Origin of the sequence: Bizionia hallyeonensis (assembly GCF_042657385.1) — a bacterium.
GTDB lineage: Bacteria > Bacteroidota > Bacteroidia > Flavobacteriales > Flavobacteriaceae > Algorimicrobium > Algorimicrobium hallyeonense.
The window spans coordinates 163,560-180,787 of sequence record NZ_JBHSLA010000002.1; the positions used below are offsets into that span (position 1 = coordinate 163,560).

Below are 17,228 nucleotides of genomic sequence, written 5' to 3' on the forward strand. Positions count from 1 at the left end.
TATGAGCTTGAAATATTATTGAAGAATAAAGTGGTAATGTCTATTGTAATAATAAAATAGCCTCTACACTCAATAAAGGATGTTAACCTTTTAAAGCGAATAACATTAAGCATAAAGTCTGAATAAGCCGAAAAAGGACTTAAAACCGAAGTAGGTAACTATTAAAAACAAAAATTATGAAAACCAAATTATTATTATTAAGCGCGATTAGCGCACTTATGTTTGTTTCTTCTTGTAGCAGTGATGATGATACTATAACACCATCAATACCTGAACTAGAAGCTTTAGAGCTTAGTAACTGCTCATCTGGTATAGCTGAGGGCGAAACACTTATCCTAGAAAACAGAAATAATGGAGTAGATTATATTATTAATTGCACCTATCCTGTAAATGGTGATTTGATTATAGACCCAGGCGTTACAATTCAATTTGGTACTGATGCTACAATTAGAGTTTATAATTCAGGATCTATACAAGCATTGGGAACAGCTCAAAACAAAGTTGTATTTACTGGTGAAGATAAAGTACCTGGTTCATGGAAAGGTCTTTATATAATTAGTAGTGACGTTAAAAATAAAATTGAATATGCAACAATTGAATATGCAGGAGCCGTTGGCGATGATGGTGCTATATTATTATGGTCTGACACGCATTTAAAAATGAACAACACAAACATAACCAATAGCCAAACTTATGGACTTCATGCAAACACTAACAATAACGAATTAATATTAGAAAATAATACAATTACGGCTTGTAAGGCACCAATGTATTTAGATGCTAGTTATGTTTCAGCCATTTCTAACGGAAGCTATACTGGCAATAATACAGATGCTATAATTGTAGATAGAGGTTTTATAGACGAAGATCATACTTGGACTAAATTGAATGTACCATATCATTTTCCAAATGGAGTAGATGTAGTTGCTGGAGGAAATTTGACCGTAATGCCAGGGGTTATCATGAAATTTGGTCAAGACTCAAGACTGTTTATAAACGAAGGCGCTAGTGGACCTAAACCTAGTATCATAGCTGTTGGTACAGCTGCAGAACCTATTGTGTTTACATCCATAGATAATGTTATGAGTGCATGGAGAGGTATTTATTTTGACTCACCTAATGCATTAAACGAAATTGGTTTTGCAACTATAGAAAATGCAAGTAATCCTGATCAAGAGGGAGCAATTGAAACATGGTATGGCACTGTTTTAAATGTACATGATGTAACTTTTAAAGATATTCAAAATTGTGCTATTCATCAATATAAATTCCCGGCTGATCCTGATACATTAACAAGGTCTAATTTAACATACATAAATGTAGCTAATGCATTTTGTCAAAACTAATCAGCTAAATTATTTTTATTAGTCTTTCCTTTTTTCATTAACCCTCAGAATGAAGGTTAATGATAAAGTGTTTTTGATTAGAATGTTGTAGTGATTCCTCGGGAAGATGAAACTTGAGTATTGTGCAAATTTTATCTATTTACCGCCTTCTGTTTTTTTGAGGTATTTAAAACCGAGGGGAAGCTACTATTAGCGAAAAAACATGGATTAAGCGTAATGATATTAAAACCTGTTAGTAATAGTCGTGCTGGCAACATTAGATATTTTGGATTTTATATGGATAGAGCAATAACATTTAAATATGATTGTATTAAAATATCTTCTAGAACAGACGATGTTTATGCAAATGTTATTACGAACATCCATTTTGAAAAAGGATGGAACTTTATTGAAGAAAACCTTATAAGGATTAAAACTAATAGGCCAGGTGATTCGCTTGCCACACAATTAAATGAAATCTAACATATATTCGATTAAATCTTAAACATTGGAACAACCTTTAGCTTTTAATAGACTTTGAAACAAAAGTAATAAACAAAGATTGGAGTCCATTTTACGTTTGATTTAAATAATTAATTATTAGAATGTTAACCTCTCATAATTTATACCATTAATGAATAAACACAATCTTATGAAAACAAAATTATCATTATTAGTAATCATGTTTACGACCATCATGACCTTTGCACAAAATGGTATCAATTACAAAGCTGTTATAAAAGACAACCTTGGTAATATAGTAGCTAACGATTTGATAGCTATTCAATTCACGATTATGGACGGCGCAACTACTGTGTATCAAGAAACCCAAACACCAACTACAGATGACAATGGAATTATTATCGTAAACATTGGTGAAGGTACTCCCATTTCTACGGCATTTTCAACAGTTGATTGGAGTAGTAGTAATCACTTCCTGAATGTACAATTAAACACAGGAGGAGGTTTGATAGATATGGGCACGACGGCTTTTAAACCTGTGCCTTACGCATTGATGGCAAAAAATGTGGAGAACACTATCTGGACTAAAAATAATTCTCGAATTTCTTACAGTACAGGTGATGTTGGTATTGGGATAAATAACCCAATTAATCCACTTTCTGTTCTTCAATCAACAGGTTTAGTTAATACGGTTCGTATTGAAAGTTTAGATCATCCTGCGGGTAAAGATCTTTTAGAGCTAATTGTTCCATCAGGTTCTACATCAGATTCTCAATTTATAGAAATGCAAAATGGCTTTGACATTGTTGCAGCAATTAATAGTGATGGCTCAGCACAATTTAAATCGGTTCAGTTTGAAGATAATACGGTACAGACCACTGCTGCTGTTGGTCCTCTTGCCTATGGTTTTGTGCAATCTAGCGGAAACGTAAGTTCTGGTTCAGGGAATTTTAGTGCTACTTGGAATACCGTAGATAATAGATATGAAATTACTATTACAGGAGAGAATTATTTCTGGACACTTTTTACTACAAATGTTACTAGTAGTTCAAGCACTGTTTACCGTGAACGTGTAAGTAGTGCTAGTGGCAAATTACTAATTTACCTTTATAATTCAGCAGGAGCATTAATCCAAGGTAATTTTCAGTTTATCACTTATAAATAAAAATGTTTACAAATACATATAAAATTATGAAAACAAAAATCACATTACTGTTAAGTCTAATTTTGGCTTTTATATGTCAGGGACAAACCATAGAGAAATTTAGTATCGATAGTGGAGGCGCAAATGCTACCGCTGGAGGAATAGAAATTCTCTATACCATTGGCGAAGTAAACGTACAAGAATTAAGTGCCGGAAATATTCAGGTTTCTGAAGGTTTTATTAATGGCACTATGAAAATAAAAATGGACGCAAAGCTTTTCTTGCAAGGACCACTATTAAATCCAGTTTCAGCTGGGTTAATGAATGATAATTTAAGACAAAATGCCATAATTCCAACAACCAGTCCGTATGCAGATTTAGCAACCTGTAATGCATCGGTATTTTCTGTTACAGGAGCTAATGCTATTGTAGATTGGGTTTGGGTGGAACTCCGCGCAGCTAATGATAATACCAAGCGTATTACTGGAAAATCAGCCCTATTACAACGTGACGGTGATGTAGTTGGATTAGACGGTGTAACAAGTCTCATTATGAATGCCGCACCTTCTAATTATTATGTGGTGGTTAATCACAGAAATCATTTAGGTGCTATGAGCGCTGGAACCATTGGACTTAATGCAAATACGGCAAGCGTTGTAGATTTCACTAATAGTGGATTTGCCACTTATGGAACCATGGCGCAAGCTATTTTAACTTCTGGCAATATGGCACTTTGGGCTGGTGATGTGAATGGAAATAATCAAGTGCGTTATTTAGGGCCAAGTAACGACTCGGCTACCTTAAAAACTATTGTGCTCAACGCGCCTGGTAATGCTTCTGGAAGTAATTATTTTCCATATGCAACTTACAATTTAGGCGATATTAACCTAAATGGTGTCGTCCGATATTTAGGGCCAGGTAATGATAAAGGTATTTTGAAAAATATCATACTAAATCATCCTGCTAATCCTTCGTCCAATTATTTTCCTATTTCACAACAAATACCAAATTAAAATAAACATCTAAATTTTAACACTTTAAAACTATATTATTATGAAACATGTATACACAGCGGTCATTTTACTTTTTATGACCTTCACATTACAAGCACAAAATCATACTTATGAGTTTAGTATCTCATTTGTAGGGATAAACGCGAACACAGGCAACTACCAAATGGCTTTATTGGCAACACCAAGCGAATCCGTAGTTGATGACAGTACAGACGATATGGGAGCCGGCTTTTATGTGCCAACAGGTATGACTATAGGTAATTTTGTAACTGGTAATTCTAATCTTCCAGCCTCCGAATGGGCGTCTATTTCCATGGGACCTGGCGTTAATGGCGATGCCTATTTTTTAGGTCGCGATGAAGCTGGCCAATTTACCGTTATGTTAAATGGTGCAGGGCCTTTTGAGCTGGTTTTATTTGATGTTATTGCAGATCCTAACCCAACAACAGGCGCTATTCTGTTCGTTGAAAATGGTGATCCAGTTTTTGACACCATTTTTATTGAAAATTATATCAATATTTGGGCACAAAACTTATACTCACAAAACAATCCAACAGCAAGTTCTGTAAATTTCGCCACCTTAAGTACGGAAGTTGTTATTGATGATACTTCGTTTTCTGTTTACCCGAATCCAGCATCAGATATTCTATATATTAAAACACCAAATACCATAAATGCTATTGAGTTGTATTCTATTCTAGGTAAAAAAGTATTTGAAAGCAGCCAAAATACAAACCAAATTGATGTTAGTAATTTTCAATCTGGTATCTATCTTCTGAAAATTCAAACAGAGAAAGGTCGCGTCACTAAAAAAATAGTGATTAAATAATATTAAAGAGGCTATTTATTGAAGTGAAAAGGGGGAATGACCTTATGTAACATTTTGTGTTGTTTCCCTTTTTTTAATTTCAAGTATTCACAACCTAGTACAAATAGGTGTTAGTTAGAATTATATTATTAAGGTGTTATAAATCAAAAATTTCTAATCTTTAAAAATTGAACAATTATGAAACGGTCTATAAAAACAATCGTATTATTTTCACTGTGCTTTTTATCAATATTTTCAACAATCTATGCACAACAGAGTATTAATTATAAGGCTATTATTAAAGATGATAACGGTAACGTTATTGTTAATGATGTGGTACCTATACAATTTGACATTCTTCAAGGTGTTGCACAAACCAATATATATTCAGAATTACATACACCAACAACAGATGATAATGGTATTATAATTGTTAATATAGGCGAAGGTATATTAGTTGGAGGAAGTCCCGCTTTTAATACGATCGATTGGGCTAGCGATAATCATTTTCTGCAAGTATTCGTAAATATTGGCGATGGCTTGGTTGAAATGGGTGTTACCGAATTTAATGCCGTTCCATATGCACTTTCGTCTGGCGATAAATCTTGGGAATCCGAAATGGATAATGTGCATGTGTTATCAAAAAATGTGGGAATCGGTACGGATGCACCAACCGAATTATTAGAAATTAATGATCCGAATAATGCAACCATAAAATTGACAGTTCCAACAGTTGGTAGTTCATCAAAATTAGAATTTGAAACTGGCGATGAAACTGGGGCACATACTTTTTACAGAATTGAAAACAGGAGCGACTATTTAAGGTTTGAAACCGATACAGATTATATAATACCGACAACAGGTTATGAATTGTTAATGAATCTGGGTAGAATGGGTTTAACTTTGGAAACTGGAGCAAGAATAAACGAATTTTCTACAGATGCTACATTAGCAGATAATAGTGATAATGTAGTACCAACAGAACGTGCAGTTAAATCTTACGTGGATAATAGTATAGCTGCAGTTACAGCTATCACTAAAAGTATAGTTGTTCCTGCCACAGCATTTACTAGTAGTAACGGTCTGGTAAATTATGGGCTAGGTGGTGGAAATGCTTATAAATCTGCTGGCAGTCAAGCTATACTGGCACCAATGATAATCCCAATAGGTTCTACCGTAACTTCGACTACATTTTATTTTAAAGATACCAATAGCGCTGGAAATGTAAATCTAATAGGTGATGTAATAGCCTATTATAGAACTAATACATCCGCAACTATACCTGTTACGGTTTCAACATTTGGAGCTTCATCAACTGGTATGACAGAGGTGAGTTCTAATCCTTTTAATATTGCTACTGATAGACAACATTATATTAGAGTAAGACCTTCATCTGATTGGGATGGAAGTAATTTAGCAATTCATTCTGTAAAAGTAACCTACACAGAAAACTAATAGGTAACATATTCAACAATTTCCAATCCGTAGCCAATCATGCCAACACGTTTGGTTTGTTCACTATTAGAAATCAGTTTGAGTTTATGAATATTTAAATCATGTAGAATTTGAGCACCAATTCCAAAATCCTTCGCATCCATATCAAGACGCGGTGCTTTTATTACCTCACCAGGAACTTGGGCTTCTTTTAAAACGTTCAGACGTTTTAATAAATTCATGGTTTGCGATTGCTGATTAATAAAGATAACAGCACCTTTTTCGGCTTGGTTAATTACTTGAAACATGTCGTCCAACTTCTGATCGGCATTGTTGGTTAACGTTCCTAAAATATCATGATTAACAAGCGTTGCATTCACACGTGTTAATACAGGTTCACTCGTAGACCAAGACCCTTTAGTAAGCGCAATGTGAATTTGATTGTTAGTTGTTTGGTTATAGGCACGCAATCTAAAATTTCCAAAACGGGTTTCTAGATTAAAATCTTCCACCTTTTCAATTAAAGAATCGTGCTGCATGCGGTAAGCCACTAAATCTTCTATTGAAACAATTTTTAAATCGAATTTTTTAGCCACTTTCATTAACTCTGGTAAACGAGCCATAGTACCATCTTCATTCATAATTTCCACAATAACACCTGCTGGTTTTAATCCAGCAAGTCGTGCAAAATCTATAGCAGCTTCCGTATGTCCGGTTCGCCTTAATACCCCTCCTTCTTTTGCAACTAAAGGAAATATATGACCAGGCCTAGCCAATTCAAAAGGTTTCATATTATCATCTACCAAAGCTTGAACAGTTTTAGCACGATCGGCAGCTGAAATACCCGTAGTAACACCGTTTCCTCTTAAATCTACTGAAATAGTAAATGCAGTTTCCATAGGATCCGTATTATTACGAACCATCATATCAAGCTCTAAAGCCTTGCAACGATTTTCGGTTAATGGTGTACAAATTAAGCCCCGACCATGTGTGGCCATGAAGTTAATCATTTCAGGTGTTGCCATTTCTGCAGCTGCTAGAAAATCACCTTCATTTTCCCGATTCTCATCATCAACAACAATAATAACTTTTCCATTTCGGATATCGTTTATGGCATCTTCAATGGCATCTAATTGAAAGGTTTTGGTATTTTGAGTTTGAGTCATGGACATAACCATTTTGTATTAAAAGCAAAGGTATTGCTTATTTTGAATTAAGTGAAAAGACTTTATTTATTTTATTCTTCAGTAAAAAATGTCTAATGGGGTACATAATAAAACCAAGTATGATAAAAATTGGATTTTTAGAAACGTGGAATGTTTCAATCCGTTTTGATAAGCCTGAAATATTTACATATGATACGATAAAGTAAAGTGTATAAATTACACCAGAAATAGCGCTTATTTGAATTATTATGGCCGCAATTTCTTCTAGTTTATTATTTTGAAACACGAAATAAAGCACAAATAGTACAATAGCAATGCAATAAAAAACAAAACTAAATTTAGCATGCATGCTATAATCTGTTAAACGCGCTTTAGCTTGTAAGTCGCCTTCAGAACTTAAAGAAATTCGAGGTTTTTGTGTTGTTATACTTTCTTCTGATTTGTTTGGAATTTTTAATAGCTTCTTAATGGGTTCAATAATATGATCAAATTCAAATAAACCACGATCTGCTGTTGCGCGTTTGGTTAAATAGTAGCCAAGAGGCAACATAACAAGCGTAGAGAACCAAGCAGCTAGAATTGGATTTAAACTACCATCCTTGGCGCTGTTTTTTGCGAAAATTCCTATAAAGTGATAAGTTAAAAATAATAAGATAGCAATAATCATTGGCAATCCAATACCACCTTTTCTAATTAAAGCACCTAAAGGCGCCCCTACAAAAAACAGGATAATACAGGCAAAACCTAAAGCTAATTTTTCATGAAGAGCAATAAAATGTTTGTTAATTTCAACATTACGCTCTTTAAAATATTTGGTTTTAATATTTACAATTTGTTTGGTACTTTTTAACGAATTTAATGCCTGATCTAGCATTTGTACTTTTTTCTTATCCGGAAATAATTCTAAAACATTGCCGCTAAAAGATGAGTCAATACCTTTCGTTACTGTAATCCCAGAGTTTAATACAGGTAAGTTGGAGCGGTTGTATAAACTAATAGCAAAATCTTCATGATCATTGTTTAAAGCAGTCCCTAATGAGTCTATCATAAAATTTAAATCAGAAATGTTCAGCATATTGTACTTGTCTGATACATTTTTCTCGTCTAAATCATTACTATTTAATTGGGATAAATCGATATTAATAATATATTTTTCAAAATGACTCATTACCATGGGATGCCGACTTCTTTCAGCACGATTTTTGGATGGCGTATCATCATAAAAATATCCATCAAAGAGAATAAATTGTAACACATCAGAATCTTCTTCACCTATAAGTTCACCATTTTTAGCAACTATTATCGTGTTGTTGGCATTATTTCTTTGGCTTTTCTTGTGCATGACCACACCTTTCAAATACCTGCCATTTTCACCTGATTTTTTTTCAACTTTAATGTTGTAATCCATGACGTCATTAAACTGACCTTCGGCAATTACCATAGCAGGTTTTAAGGTGGCAATGTTTTTCCGAAGATTATGCGAATTAAATTCAGCCCAAGGTATAACGTTGTTAGCAAATAAAAAGGTGGTAATGCCCAATCCTACTATAAAAATACTTAAGCCAGTCATGGCGCGCTGTAACGAAATTCCAGTGGATTTCATGGCGGCAAATTCATAGTTTTCAGCAAAACTACCGAAAACCATAATCGAAGCTAGAAGAATAGTTAGTGGTAATACTAGTGGGATAAGTTTGGGTGTAAAGTAAAATAGAAACTTTAAAATGACAACCATGTCCAAATCCTTACCCGCTAATTCTTTTATATAAAGCCAAATGGTTTGTAATACAAAAATTAGCATGAGTATAATAAACACGCTGAAAAAGGTTTTTAAATACGTAGTAAGTATGTAACGGTCTAGTATTTTCACACGGTTATAGTTTCCTTCATTTATCCAATTTGAAATTAAAAATGGCTGATTATTAAAGGTTTATTATGAAATTTAAATCCTTGAAATGCAAAGTGTTAACCAGTCTAATCTAACTTATTAATATAATGGTCTTTATATTTGTTAGCATCAAAGGTAAATAAGGTTTTTGATAAGGGCTCGTTTGTTTTAAAAGAATTAACAGTTAAAGTAGTTTTTGTACCATTTTTACCTGTTTCAATTAAATTGTAAATGTGATAGGTTTGAGCATCTATACCTAAAAGAATAGTTTTAATTTCGGAACCAGAATCACTAGGTGTTAATTTTACATATTGAATTTTCCGACCTTGTACATTTTGAAGAATATCCATTTTGTAAGAGTATCCGGTTTCGTAAAAAGACAACATTTTACTTGGGGTAATACTATTTTCATCTTCGGTGTTATTTGATGAAATGGTTACCTCTTCATCATCAGGGCTAATACTATAAAGTGTTTTGCCATCGTAGATGCGGGTCATTCCTAGTATATTTAAACGGTATTTATCGCCCGCAATAACCACATCACCACGTGTTTCTTGTTTTAAGTTTTCTACATCATTGCTTAAAGCATATTTAAAATCAATGGATATATTATCATAACTTTTTACTTTTTTAGAAACCTTGTTTAATAGAGTTTTGGCCTCATTATCTTGTGCAAAAGTTACAGACGTGACCATGATTAATACTAATACTAATAGTTTTTTCATTACGAATAAATTTATGCGCTATTAATTTTTACGCTTTTTTTGTTATTTAATTTTTAAGATGTTTCGTTTTCTAAAAGCATATTTAATGCTGCTAAATCTGGTACCAAAACCTGTCTGGCTTTACTACCTTCAAATCCACCAACAATTCCTGCTGCTTCCAACTGATCTATTAAACGACCAGCACGATTGTATCCTAGTTTTAATTTTCGTTGTAATAATGATGCGGAACCTTGTTGGGCTGTGACAATAATTTCTGCCGCATCTTTAAACAAAACATCCCGATCGCTTATGTCTACATCAAGACTTGTGCCACTTTCCTCACCAACGTACTCTGGCAGTAAGTAAGCTTCTGGATATGCTTTTTGAGAACCGATAAAATCGGTAATTTTTTCCACTTCCGGTGTATCAACAAAGGCACATTGAATACGGATCATTTCGTTTCCTTGTGTAAAAAGCATATCACCACGTCCAATTAATTGATCAGCTCCAGAACCGTCTAAAATAGTACGAGAATCTATTTTACTGGTTACTCTAAATGCGATCCTCGCTGGGAAATTTGCTTTAATAATACCTGTTATAACGTTTACAGAAGGTCTTTGGGTGGCTACAATTAAATGTATTCCAATGGCTCGTGCCAATTGTGCCAATCGTGCTATAGGGGTTTCTACTTCTTTACCAGCTGTCATGATTAAATCGGCAAACTCATCCACCACCAAAACGATATAGGGTAAAAATTGATGGCCATCATTTGGATTTAATTTTCGCGCTTTAAATTTCGCATTATATTCGGCAATGTTTCTACACAACGCATTTTTTAATAATTCATAACGGTTGTCCATTTCAATACACAATGAGTTAAGTGTATTAATTACTTTGGTATTATCTGTAATTATGGCTTCATCACTATCTGGTAGTTTGGCTAAATAATGACGTTCAATTTTATTGAAAAGCGTCAATTCTACCTTCTTCGGGTCTACCAATACAAATTTTACTTCCGCAGGATGCTTCTTGTAAAGTAGTGATGTTAATACCGCATTTAATCCAACCGATTTACCTTGTCCTGTTGCACCAGCCATTAGCAGGTGAGGCATCTTGGCTAAATCTACCACAAAAGTTTCATTACTAATCGTTTTACCTAAAGCAATTGGCAATTGCATTTCCGATTTCTGAAATTTCTGCGAGGCAATAACCGAACGCATAGAAACGATAGTAGAATTTTTATTTGGAACTTCAATACCAATAGTTCCTTTTCCTGGAATTGGCGCAATAATTCTAATTCCTAAAGCGGAAAGCGATAAAGCAATATCATCTTCTAGGTTTTTAATTTTAGAAATTCGAACTCCAGCTTCTGGTATTATTTCATACAAGGTTACTGTTGGTCCAATGGTTGCTTTAATATTGGAAATACCAATTTTATAGTTATTTAGCGTATCTACTATGCGGTTTTTATTTTCTTCTAATTCTTCTTGGTTAATAGTTATACCTTCAGAATCGTATTTTTTCAGTAAGTCTAATGATGGGAATTGGTAATTACTCAACTCCAAAGTCGGATCAAATTGGCCAAAATCTTCAACCAATTTATTCGCTAAATTATCAGTTTCCGAAAGTTCTTCTTCAACCGTTTCAACTTCAATCTGCATTTCAGGCTCTTCCGCATCGTCTTTTGCTACAGGTTTAGGTTCTGGTTTCTTTGTTGGCGGTGTAATTGGTGCCTCTGATTCGTTTTTTTCTACAGTTAAATCGAAAGCAGATTTAATATCTTCCGCTTCCGCTGACAAATCGTTATCCAAAGGAACCAATGGATCATCAACTGTCTGACTATCCTTTATATTGGCGTTAATGTCCTTTTTAACGGATTTAAAAGCGTTTTTAATGTTATCAAAAGTCAATCTAAACCGAATGGCTAAATAGAATATTAAACCAAAAACGAGTAGAAGTATGGTTCCAATTTTTCCTAAATAGATTTGCAAATAGGTATTTATTTCAAAACCGACTGTTCCTCCTAAAGAACTCCATTTTTCAGCGAAAAATCCGAAAATTATAGAAAGCCAAACAACAATTAAAGTGCCCCAAAACCAATGTTTGCGAAGTTTAGAGCGGTTGCCATTGGTAAGAACGAAAACACCTGATAGGAAAATAAGACCTGCAAAAATAAAGGAAGCCACACCAAAGCCACGATGGATAAAAAAATCACTAACCCAAGCACCTGTTTTATTAAGCCAATTTTGAGATTCAATAGCTTTATTACCAAATTCTGAAAGCGTACTCTGGTCGTTTTGCCCTGTAAAAAAGTACGACACAAAAGCAATAAAAAGTAAAAGACCTGAAAGAATTAAAAAACTGCCAAATACCAACTTTTGTTGATTGGATAGTTTAAAACTAGGCGCTTTGAACTTGGGTTTCGTCGCTTTTGTTGCTTTTGTTTTCTTTTTGGCCATATATACTTTCCGTAAAACAGAAAAAGGTTATTGTGTAATTAATTCTGAAAATTTAGGTTCAAATTGATGTGACATCAGATGGTCACAAAAATACAAATAGTTCGCGTTAATCCTAAAGCTAAATGTATTTAAAAAATCTTTGGAATATATATGATACATCCTATGATTATTGCGGTTATAGCAAAAATAAAAACAGCGCCTGCGGCTATATCTTTAATGAGTCCTATTTTTTTATGATATTCTGGATGTATAAAATTTGCTATTTCTTCGATGGCTGTATTTATACCCTCTAAAGCCATAATTAAACCAATAGTTCCTATTTGAATTAGCCATTCGGTTGTTGAGATTTCAAAATAAAAACCCGCAACTGTCATGATAATCCCAATACAAAATTGCACTTTTATACTAGCTTCTGTGGAAACTAATATAAAAGCGCCTTTAAAAGCATATGTAACGCTTTTTAATCTATTAATTAAAAATGAATCTTTTTTAGGCATCCATTAAAGCCTCCAAAGCTGCTTTATAGTTTGGTTCATCAACCGTTTCTTGAACCTGTTCTGTATAAACTACTTGTCCCTTTTCATCAATAACTACTACTGATCTTGAAAGTAACGTTTCCAATGGTCCGGATGTAAAAGCCACGCCATAATTTTTTCCAAAGCTTCTATCTTTAAAATCTGAAAGCGATACCACATTATCCAATCCTTCCGCCGCGCAAAAACGAGCTAAAGCAAATGGTAAATCTCTAGAAATACATAGCACTTTTGTGTTGTCTAATTCGCTTGCCTCTTGGTTAAATTGTCTGACTGAAGCTGCACACGTACCTGTATCTACGCTTGGAAATATATTTAACACTAATTTTTGTCCTTTATAATCTGCTAATGTGTTAGTTCCTAGATCGGTGTTAGTTAATGCGAAATCTGGTGCTTTACTGTTCGTTTTTGGAAGTGATCCAGATGTTTGAATTGCATCGCCATGTAAGGTTACTGTTGCCATAATTTTTTAAAATTTTAGTTGTTATAAAAATAGGGATATTTCCTCTGAAACATTACTAAAATATAAGGTTTTTTTATTCTATTGTATGTTAATAATGCGTTAAACGAAAAATAAATAAAAACCGCAACCTAGATAATTACGTTAGTAGGGTATAAACAAATTAATAACTTAAAAATTACCAATATGAAAAATTTGAAATTAGTAACAGTAGCAACATGTCTATTAACATTTGTAATGTCTTTAAATATGAGTGCTCAAAGCAACATGATGAAACAGGAGACTAAAATGGTTGGTGGCGCCGAAATGTATCCTACAAAAAACATTATTGAGAATGCTGTGAATTCTAAAGATCATACCACGCTAGTTGCAGCCGTTAAAGCTGCAGATTTAGTTGATGCTTTATCAAGTGAAGGTCCGTTTACCGTTTTTGCTCCAACCAATAGTGCCTTTGATAAGTTACCAAAAGGAACCGTAGATAATTTACTGAAGATGGAAAACAAAATGATGTTACAAACCATTTTAAAATATCATGTTGCTTCTGGAAAATGGAATGCTTCAGATATTTTGAAAGCCATTAAAAAGGGTAATGGTAAAGCGCAAATTACAACATTAAGTGGTGGAACATTAACAGCTTGGATGAAAGGAAAAGCTGTGTATGTTACGGATGAGAATGGAAACTCTGCTTTGGTAACGATTGCCAATGTTAACCAATCTAATGGTGTTATTCATGTAGTTGATGCCGTATTATTACCAAAGTCATAAGACTATAATTAGTCTCTAATTTTATTTGAATTAAAAAAGGCCACTAAAATATAATTTTAGTGGCCTTTTTGTGTTGATTTAATATGTCAATTACTTGTCAATAGAACCAAGCACGCGTTTCATAAAGCTATTTAAAGCTTCTTTTTGTGGTGTGCCATCTTTCATCATTTTATTCACTTCAAGAGCACCATACATGTTTGAAATTAGTTCGCCAATAACATCTAGCTCTTCATCTTTTAATGAAGATACTTCCGTTAAGGCTTCTAAAGTTTCAATAGTTTCAAGAACATAATCCTCGTCATTCTCTTCAATAAACTGTGTTAAATGCTTTATAATAGGTAGTTTCATACTAATCTAGATTACGTTATCAACAAGTTCTTTTAAAGCGTCGAATTTATTGGTTTGTTCTTGACCAACAAATTCCCCTTTTTTAAAAGTCGCAAAGGTTGGTAAATTATCAACAGTTGCTAATTTTCTACTTTCAGGAAATTTCTCAGCATCAGCCATCACAAAAGTAACACCTTCATGCTCTGTTGCTAATTTCTTGAATTTAGGCTTCATAATGCGGCAGTTTCCACACCAAGTAGCTGAATACTGTACAACTACTGTATCATTATTATTAATGATATCCTGTAAATTATCTTGTTCTAATTCCTGTACCATAGTTTTAAAAGTTTTAGCTATTTAAAGTCCTTCCGTTTTGGAAGGACTTAATTAGATGTTTAATATAGGTTGTATTGAAGTTCTTCGAGTGAAGTTGAAAAATATAAATTAGTGAGATGCTAAATATGCAGCAGTTCCTTTCGCGTTAGCTTGCATAGCGTCTTTTCCTTCTTCCCAGTTTGCTGGACAAACTTCACCTTTTTCTTGAACGTGTGTTAAGGCGTCTATCAAACGAATATATTCACCAACATTTCTACCTAATGGCATGTTGTTGATGCTTTCGTGCTGTACAATACCATCTTCATCAATAATATAGGTAGCTCTATACGTTACATTATCGCCTTCAACTTGAACAGTTCCTGTCTCTTCGTCAAAAATTTCATTGGTAATATCTAAAATTCCTAAAACGCTAGATAAGTTTCTATTACTATCAGCAAGGATTGGATAGGTTACACCTTCTATACCACCATTATCTTTTGCTGTGCTTAACCAAGCAAAATGTACTTCAGGAGTATCACATGATGCGCCAATAACTATTGTATTACGTTTTTCGAATTCCTTCATTGCTGCTTGGAATGCATGTAACTCCGTTGGACATACAAAGGTAAAATCTTTAGGATACCAGAATAATACTACTTTTTTCTTGTTGTTTACTGCTTCTTCAAGAACGTTCACTTTAAAAGTGTCGCCCATTTCATTCATTGCGTCAACGTTTAAATCTGGGAATTTTTTTCCTACAAATGCCATGTTTTTATATTTTAATTGTTATTAAATTTCTTAATGACAAATATAAGAACAAGTCATAGTATTTCAGTCGAAATGAAATCTTAATTCTTTATTGAAGTATAGTTTAAATTTATGGCAAAGTTAGAAAGTGATAGTTTATGCTTATTTAGTGTTGCTCGTTAGTTGTTTAATTTTAATATTTAATGCCGCGTAAGTTAAGGTCATAAAAGGACTTAACCAATTGAAGATGGCATACACAAAATAATCAGCAACAGAAACACCTAAAACACTACTTTGATAAGCGCCACAGGTATTCCAAGGAATTAATACGGACGTTACCGTTCCAGAATCTTCCAAGGTTCTACTCAAATTTTCAGGAGCTAATCCTTTATCTTTATAAGCTTGCTTAAACATTTTACCAGGAATAACAATGGCTAAATATTGATCACTGGCTATAGTATTTAATCCTAAACAACTGATAACGGTACTTGCAAATAATCCGAAAACCGTTGTAGCAAAAGACAAGAGTACTTTAGTAATTCGTGCCAAAGCGCCTATAGCATCCATAATGCCACCAAAAAACATGGCGCAGCAAATTAGAAGAATGGTCCAAATCATGCCTTTCATGCCGCCTGCAGCAAATAAATCGTTTAGTTTTTCGTTATCGGTTACAATTTGCGTGTCTGTTAATATGGCATTTACGGTGGCGCCTAATTTAGAATCTCCTAAACTATCTAAAATAGCGGGTTGGAAAATAAAAGCGAAAACGGCTGCCAATATAACACCAACACCAAGAGCAATAAGTGGCTTTGTTTTTAAAAGAATTAAAGCTATTACTACTAATGGTACAATAAATAACATTGGTGTAATATTAAACGTGTTTTCAATACTTATTAAAAGACTACTTAAATCGGCAGTTCCTGTGGTATCAATAGTCATACTCATTACCGAAAAGGCTATTAATGTAATTATAATCGTAGGAATAGTTGTTAACGCCATATACCTAATATGTGTAAATAAATCCGTTCCAGCCATGGCAGGAGCTAGGTTAGTGGTATCACTCAATGGCGACATTTTATCGCCAAAATATGCGCCAGAAATAGCGGCACCAGCAATCATGCCTGTAGGAATTCCTAAAGCGCTTCCAATTCCAATTAAGGCAATACCTACCGTTGCAGAAGTGGTCCAAGAACTACCTGTTGCAATGGAAATAACCGCACAAATAATAACAGAAGCCGGTAAAAATATTGACGGACTTAAAACTTGTAGACCATAATATACCATGGCCGGAATAACACCACTTACCAACCACGTTCCGGCTAAAGCGCCAACTAAAAACAAAATCATTATGGGTACAAATACGCTACGCAAGTTTTCCCAGACCTCTTTCATCATGATTTGAAAGCGGACTTTATTAAAAAAACCAACGATGGCAGCCACAGCCGCACCTAATAATAAAATAAACTGATTGGAATATTCTCCTAAAGCTTCACCATCTGCAAGAAAGATGTTGTAAGCCAGCATTAGCATTAAAATAACCACAGGAATTAACGCTTCCCAGATACTTAATTCTTTATTCTCAATAATTGTTTGGTCTTCAATATCAATATCTGATAGGTTTTTATCGTCCTGCATATTGGTTGTTAGTTTCGTTAGGATTGTAATGTTACGATTTTCAGAT

The 17,228-nt window shown here is 33.9% G+C and carries 17 protein-coding genes; 7 read left to right on the forward strand and 10 right to left on the reverse strand.

From position 1 onward, the window contains the following. Nucleotides 1-176 precede the first annotated feature (176 nt). From ACFPH8_RS06140 to ACFPH8_RS06165, 6 genes are all read left to right on the forward strand, one after another. A complete protein-coding gene (locus ACFPH8_RS06140) occupies nucleotides 177-1,346 on the forward strand; it encodes a hypothetical protein (protein ID WP_376859358.1) in 1,170 nt (389 codons plus the stop codon). Between the two features lie 216 nt (nucleotides 1,347-1,562). Beyond that, nucleotides 1,563-1,808, forward strand: a complete 246-nt coding sequence (locus ACFPH8_RS06145; protein WP_376859360.1) for a hypothetical protein — start codon at nucleotides 1,563-1,565, stop codon at nucleotides 1,806-1,808. Nucleotides 1,809-1,977: 169 nt separating this feature from the next. Then, the gene (locus ACFPH8_RS06150; protein ID WP_376859362.1) at nucleotides 1,978-2,952 is read left to right on the forward strand and encodes a hypothetical protein; all 975 of its coding nucleotides are present in this window, start codon (nucleotides 1,978-1,980) and stop codon (nucleotides 2,950-2,952) included. 26 nt (nucleotides 2,953-2,978) lie between these two features. After that, complete coding sequence (locus ACFPH8_RS06155; RefSeq protein ID WP_376859364.1) at nucleotides 2,979-3,944, forward strand: hemagglutinin protein; 966 nt, start codon at nucleotides 2,979-2,981, stop codon at nucleotides 3,942-3,944. 40 nt (nucleotides 3,945-3,984) lie between these two features. Then, nucleotides 3,985-4,773, forward strand: coding sequence for a T9SS type A sorting domain-containing protein (locus ACFPH8_RS06160; protein ID WP_376859366.1), 789 nt, complete (start codon nucleotides 3,985-3,987; stop codon nucleotides 4,771-4,773). A gap of 177 nt (nucleotides 4,774-4,950) precedes the next feature. Continuing rightward, complete coding sequence (locus ACFPH8_RS06165) at nucleotides 4,951-6,207, forward strand: hypothetical protein (RefSeq protein WP_376859368.1); 1,257 nt, start codon at nucleotides 4,951-4,953, stop codon at nucleotides 6,205-6,207. Here ACFPH8_RS06165 and ribB read toward each other — a convergent pair. The 6 genes from ribB to tpx form a co-directional block, all read right to left on the reverse strand. Continuing rightward, a complete protein-coding gene (gene ribB, locus ACFPH8_RS06170) occupies nucleotides 6,204-7,358 on the reverse strand; it encodes a 3,4-dihydroxy-2-butanone-4-phosphate synthase (protein ID WP_376859370.1) in 1,155 nt (384 codons plus the stop codon). The genes ACFPH8_RS06165 and ribB overlap by 4 nt on opposite strands. Nucleotides 7,359-7,389: 31 nt before the next feature. After that, nucleotides 7,390-9,219, reverse strand: coding sequence for an LptF/LptG family permease (locus ACFPH8_RS06175; protein WP_376859372.1), 1,830 nt, complete (start codon nucleotides 9,217-9,219; stop codon nucleotides 7,390-7,392). Between the two features lie 104 nt (nucleotides 9,220-9,323). After that, on the reverse strand, nucleotides 9,324-9,962 hold the full coding sequence (lolA1, locus tag ACFPH8_RS06180; protein WP_376859374.1) for an outer membrane lipoprotein periplasmic chaperone LolA1: 639 nt from the start codon (nucleotides 9,960-9,962) through the stop codon (nucleotides 9,324-9,326). Between the two features lie 53 nt (nucleotides 9,963-10,015). Next, nucleotides 10,016-12,400: a DNA translocase FtsK gene (locus ACFPH8_RS06185; RefSeq protein ID WP_376859376.1), complete on the reverse strand. Its 2,385-nt coding sequence runs from the start codon at nucleotides 12,398-12,400 to the stop codon at nucleotides 10,016-10,018. Nucleotides 12,401-12,528: 128 nt separating this feature from the next. Beyond that, on the reverse strand, nucleotides 12,529-12,897 hold the full coding sequence (locus tag ACFPH8_RS06190) for a diacylglycerol kinase family protein (RefSeq protein WP_376859378.1): 369 nt from the start codon (nucleotides 12,895-12,897) through the stop codon (nucleotides 12,529-12,531). Then, nucleotides 12,890-13,396 carry a thiol peroxidase gene (gene tpx, locus ACFPH8_RS06195; protein ID WP_248400047.1) on the reverse strand — a complete coding sequence of 169 codons (507 nt, stop codon included), beginning with the start codon at nucleotides 13,394-13,396 and terminating at the stop codon, nucleotides 12,890-12,892. Before tpx ends, ACFPH8_RS06190 begins: the two co-directional genes overlap by 8 nt. Nucleotides 13,397-13,579: 183 nt before the next feature. Between tpx and ACFPH8_RS06200 the strand changes: the two genes are divergently transcribed. Beyond that, nucleotides 13,580-14,158, forward strand: a complete 579-nt coding sequence (locus tag ACFPH8_RS06200; protein ID WP_376859380.1) for a fasciclin domain-containing protein — start codon at nucleotides 13,580-13,582, stop codon at nucleotides 14,156-14,158. Between the two features lie 90 nt (nucleotides 14,159-14,248). Here the strand turns inward: ACFPH8_RS06200 and ACFPH8_RS06205 are convergent, their stop codons facing one another. The 4 genes from ACFPH8_RS06205 to nhaC form a co-directional block, all read right to left on the reverse strand. Continuing rightward, nucleotides 14,249-14,506 carry a DUF6952 family protein gene (locus tag ACFPH8_RS06205; protein ID WP_376859382.1) on the reverse strand — a complete coding sequence of 86 codons (258 nt, stop codon included), beginning with the start codon at nucleotides 14,504-14,506 and terminating at the stop codon, nucleotides 14,249-14,251. 6 nt (nucleotides 14,507-14,512) lie between these two features. Continuing rightward, the gene (locus ACFPH8_RS06210) at nucleotides 14,513-14,821 is read right to left on the reverse strand and encodes a thioredoxin family protein (RefSeq protein ID WP_248400045.1); all 309 of its coding nucleotides are present in this window, start codon (nucleotides 14,819-14,821) and stop codon (nucleotides 14,513-14,515) included. Between the two features lie 108 nt (nucleotides 14,822-14,929). Beyond that, entirely contained in the window at nucleotides 14,930-15,568 is a 639-nt protein-coding gene (locus ACFPH8_RS06215) for a peroxiredoxin (protein WP_248400043.1), read from the reverse strand. 141 nt (nucleotides 15,569-15,709) lie between these two features. Further along, nucleotides 15,710-17,182, reverse strand: a complete 1,473-nt coding sequence (nhaC, locus tag ACFPH8_RS06220; RefSeq protein WP_248400042.1) for a Na+/H+ antiporter NhaC — start codon at nucleotides 17,180-17,182, stop codon at nucleotides 15,710-15,712. Between the last annotated feature and the right edge of the window lie 46 nt (nucleotides 17,183-17,228).

Bases quoted from the DNA above. Each gene is read 5' to 3' on its own strand.
- ACFPH8_RS06140 (WP_376859358.1), top strand. From the start codon at position 177: ATGAAAACCAAATTATTATTATTAAGCGCGATTAGCGCACTTATGTTT.
- ACFPH8_RS06145 (WP_376859360.1), top strand. From the start codon at position 1,563: ATGATATTAAAACCTGTTAGTAATAGTCGTGCTGGCAACATTAGATAT.
- ACFPH8_RS06150 (WP_376859362.1), top strand. From the start codon at position 1,978: ATGAAAACAAAATTATCATTATTAGTAATCATGTTTACGACCATCATG.
- ACFPH8_RS06155 (WP_376859364.1), top strand. From the start codon at position 2,979: ATGAAAACAAAAATCACATTACTGTTAAGTCTAATTTTGGCTTTTATA.
- ACFPH8_RS06160 (WP_376859366.1), top strand. From the start codon at position 3,985: ATGAAACATGTATACACAGCGGTCATTTTACTTTTTATGACCTTCACA.
- ACFPH8_RS06165 (WP_376859368.1), top strand. From the start codon at position 4,951: ATGAAACGGTCTATAAAAACAATCGTATTATTTTCACTGTGCTTTTTA.
- ribB (WP_376859370.1), bottom strand. From the start codon at position 7,358: ATGTCCATGACTCAAACTCAAAATACCAAAACCTTTCAATTAGATGCC.
- lolA1 (WP_376859374.1), bottom strand. From the start codon at position 9,962: ATGAAAAAACTATTAGTATTAGTATTAATCATGGTCACGTCTGTAACT.
- ACFPH8_RS06185 (WP_376859376.1), bottom strand. From the start codon at position 12,400: ATGGCCAAAAAGAAAACAAAAGCAACAAAAGCGACGAAACCCAAGTTC.
- ACFPH8_RS06190 (WP_376859378.1), bottom strand. From the start codon at position 12,897: ATGCCTAAAAAAGATTCATTTTTAATTAATAGATTAAAAAGCGTTACA.
- tpx (WP_248400047.1), bottom strand. From the start codon at position 13,396: ATGGCAACAGTAACCTTACATGGCGATGCAATTCAAACATCTGGATCA.
- ACFPH8_RS06200 (WP_376859380.1), top strand. From the start codon at position 13,580: ATGAAAAATTTGAAATTAGTAACAGTAGCAACATGTCTATTAACATTT.
- ACFPH8_RS06205 (WP_376859382.1), bottom strand. From the start codon at position 14,506: ATGAAACTACCTATTATAAAGCATTTAACACAGTTTATTGAAGAGAAT.
- ACFPH8_RS06210 (WP_248400045.1), bottom strand. From the start codon at position 14,821: ATGGTACAGGAATTAGAACAAGATAATTTACAGGATATCATTAATAAT.
- ACFPH8_RS06215 (WP_248400043.1), bottom strand. From the start codon at position 15,568: ATGGCATTTGTAGGAAAAAAATTCCCAGATTTAAACGTTGACGCAATG.
- nhaC (WP_248400042.1), bottom strand. From the start codon at position 17,182: ATGCAGGACGATAAAAACCTATCAGATATTGATATTGAAGACCAAACA.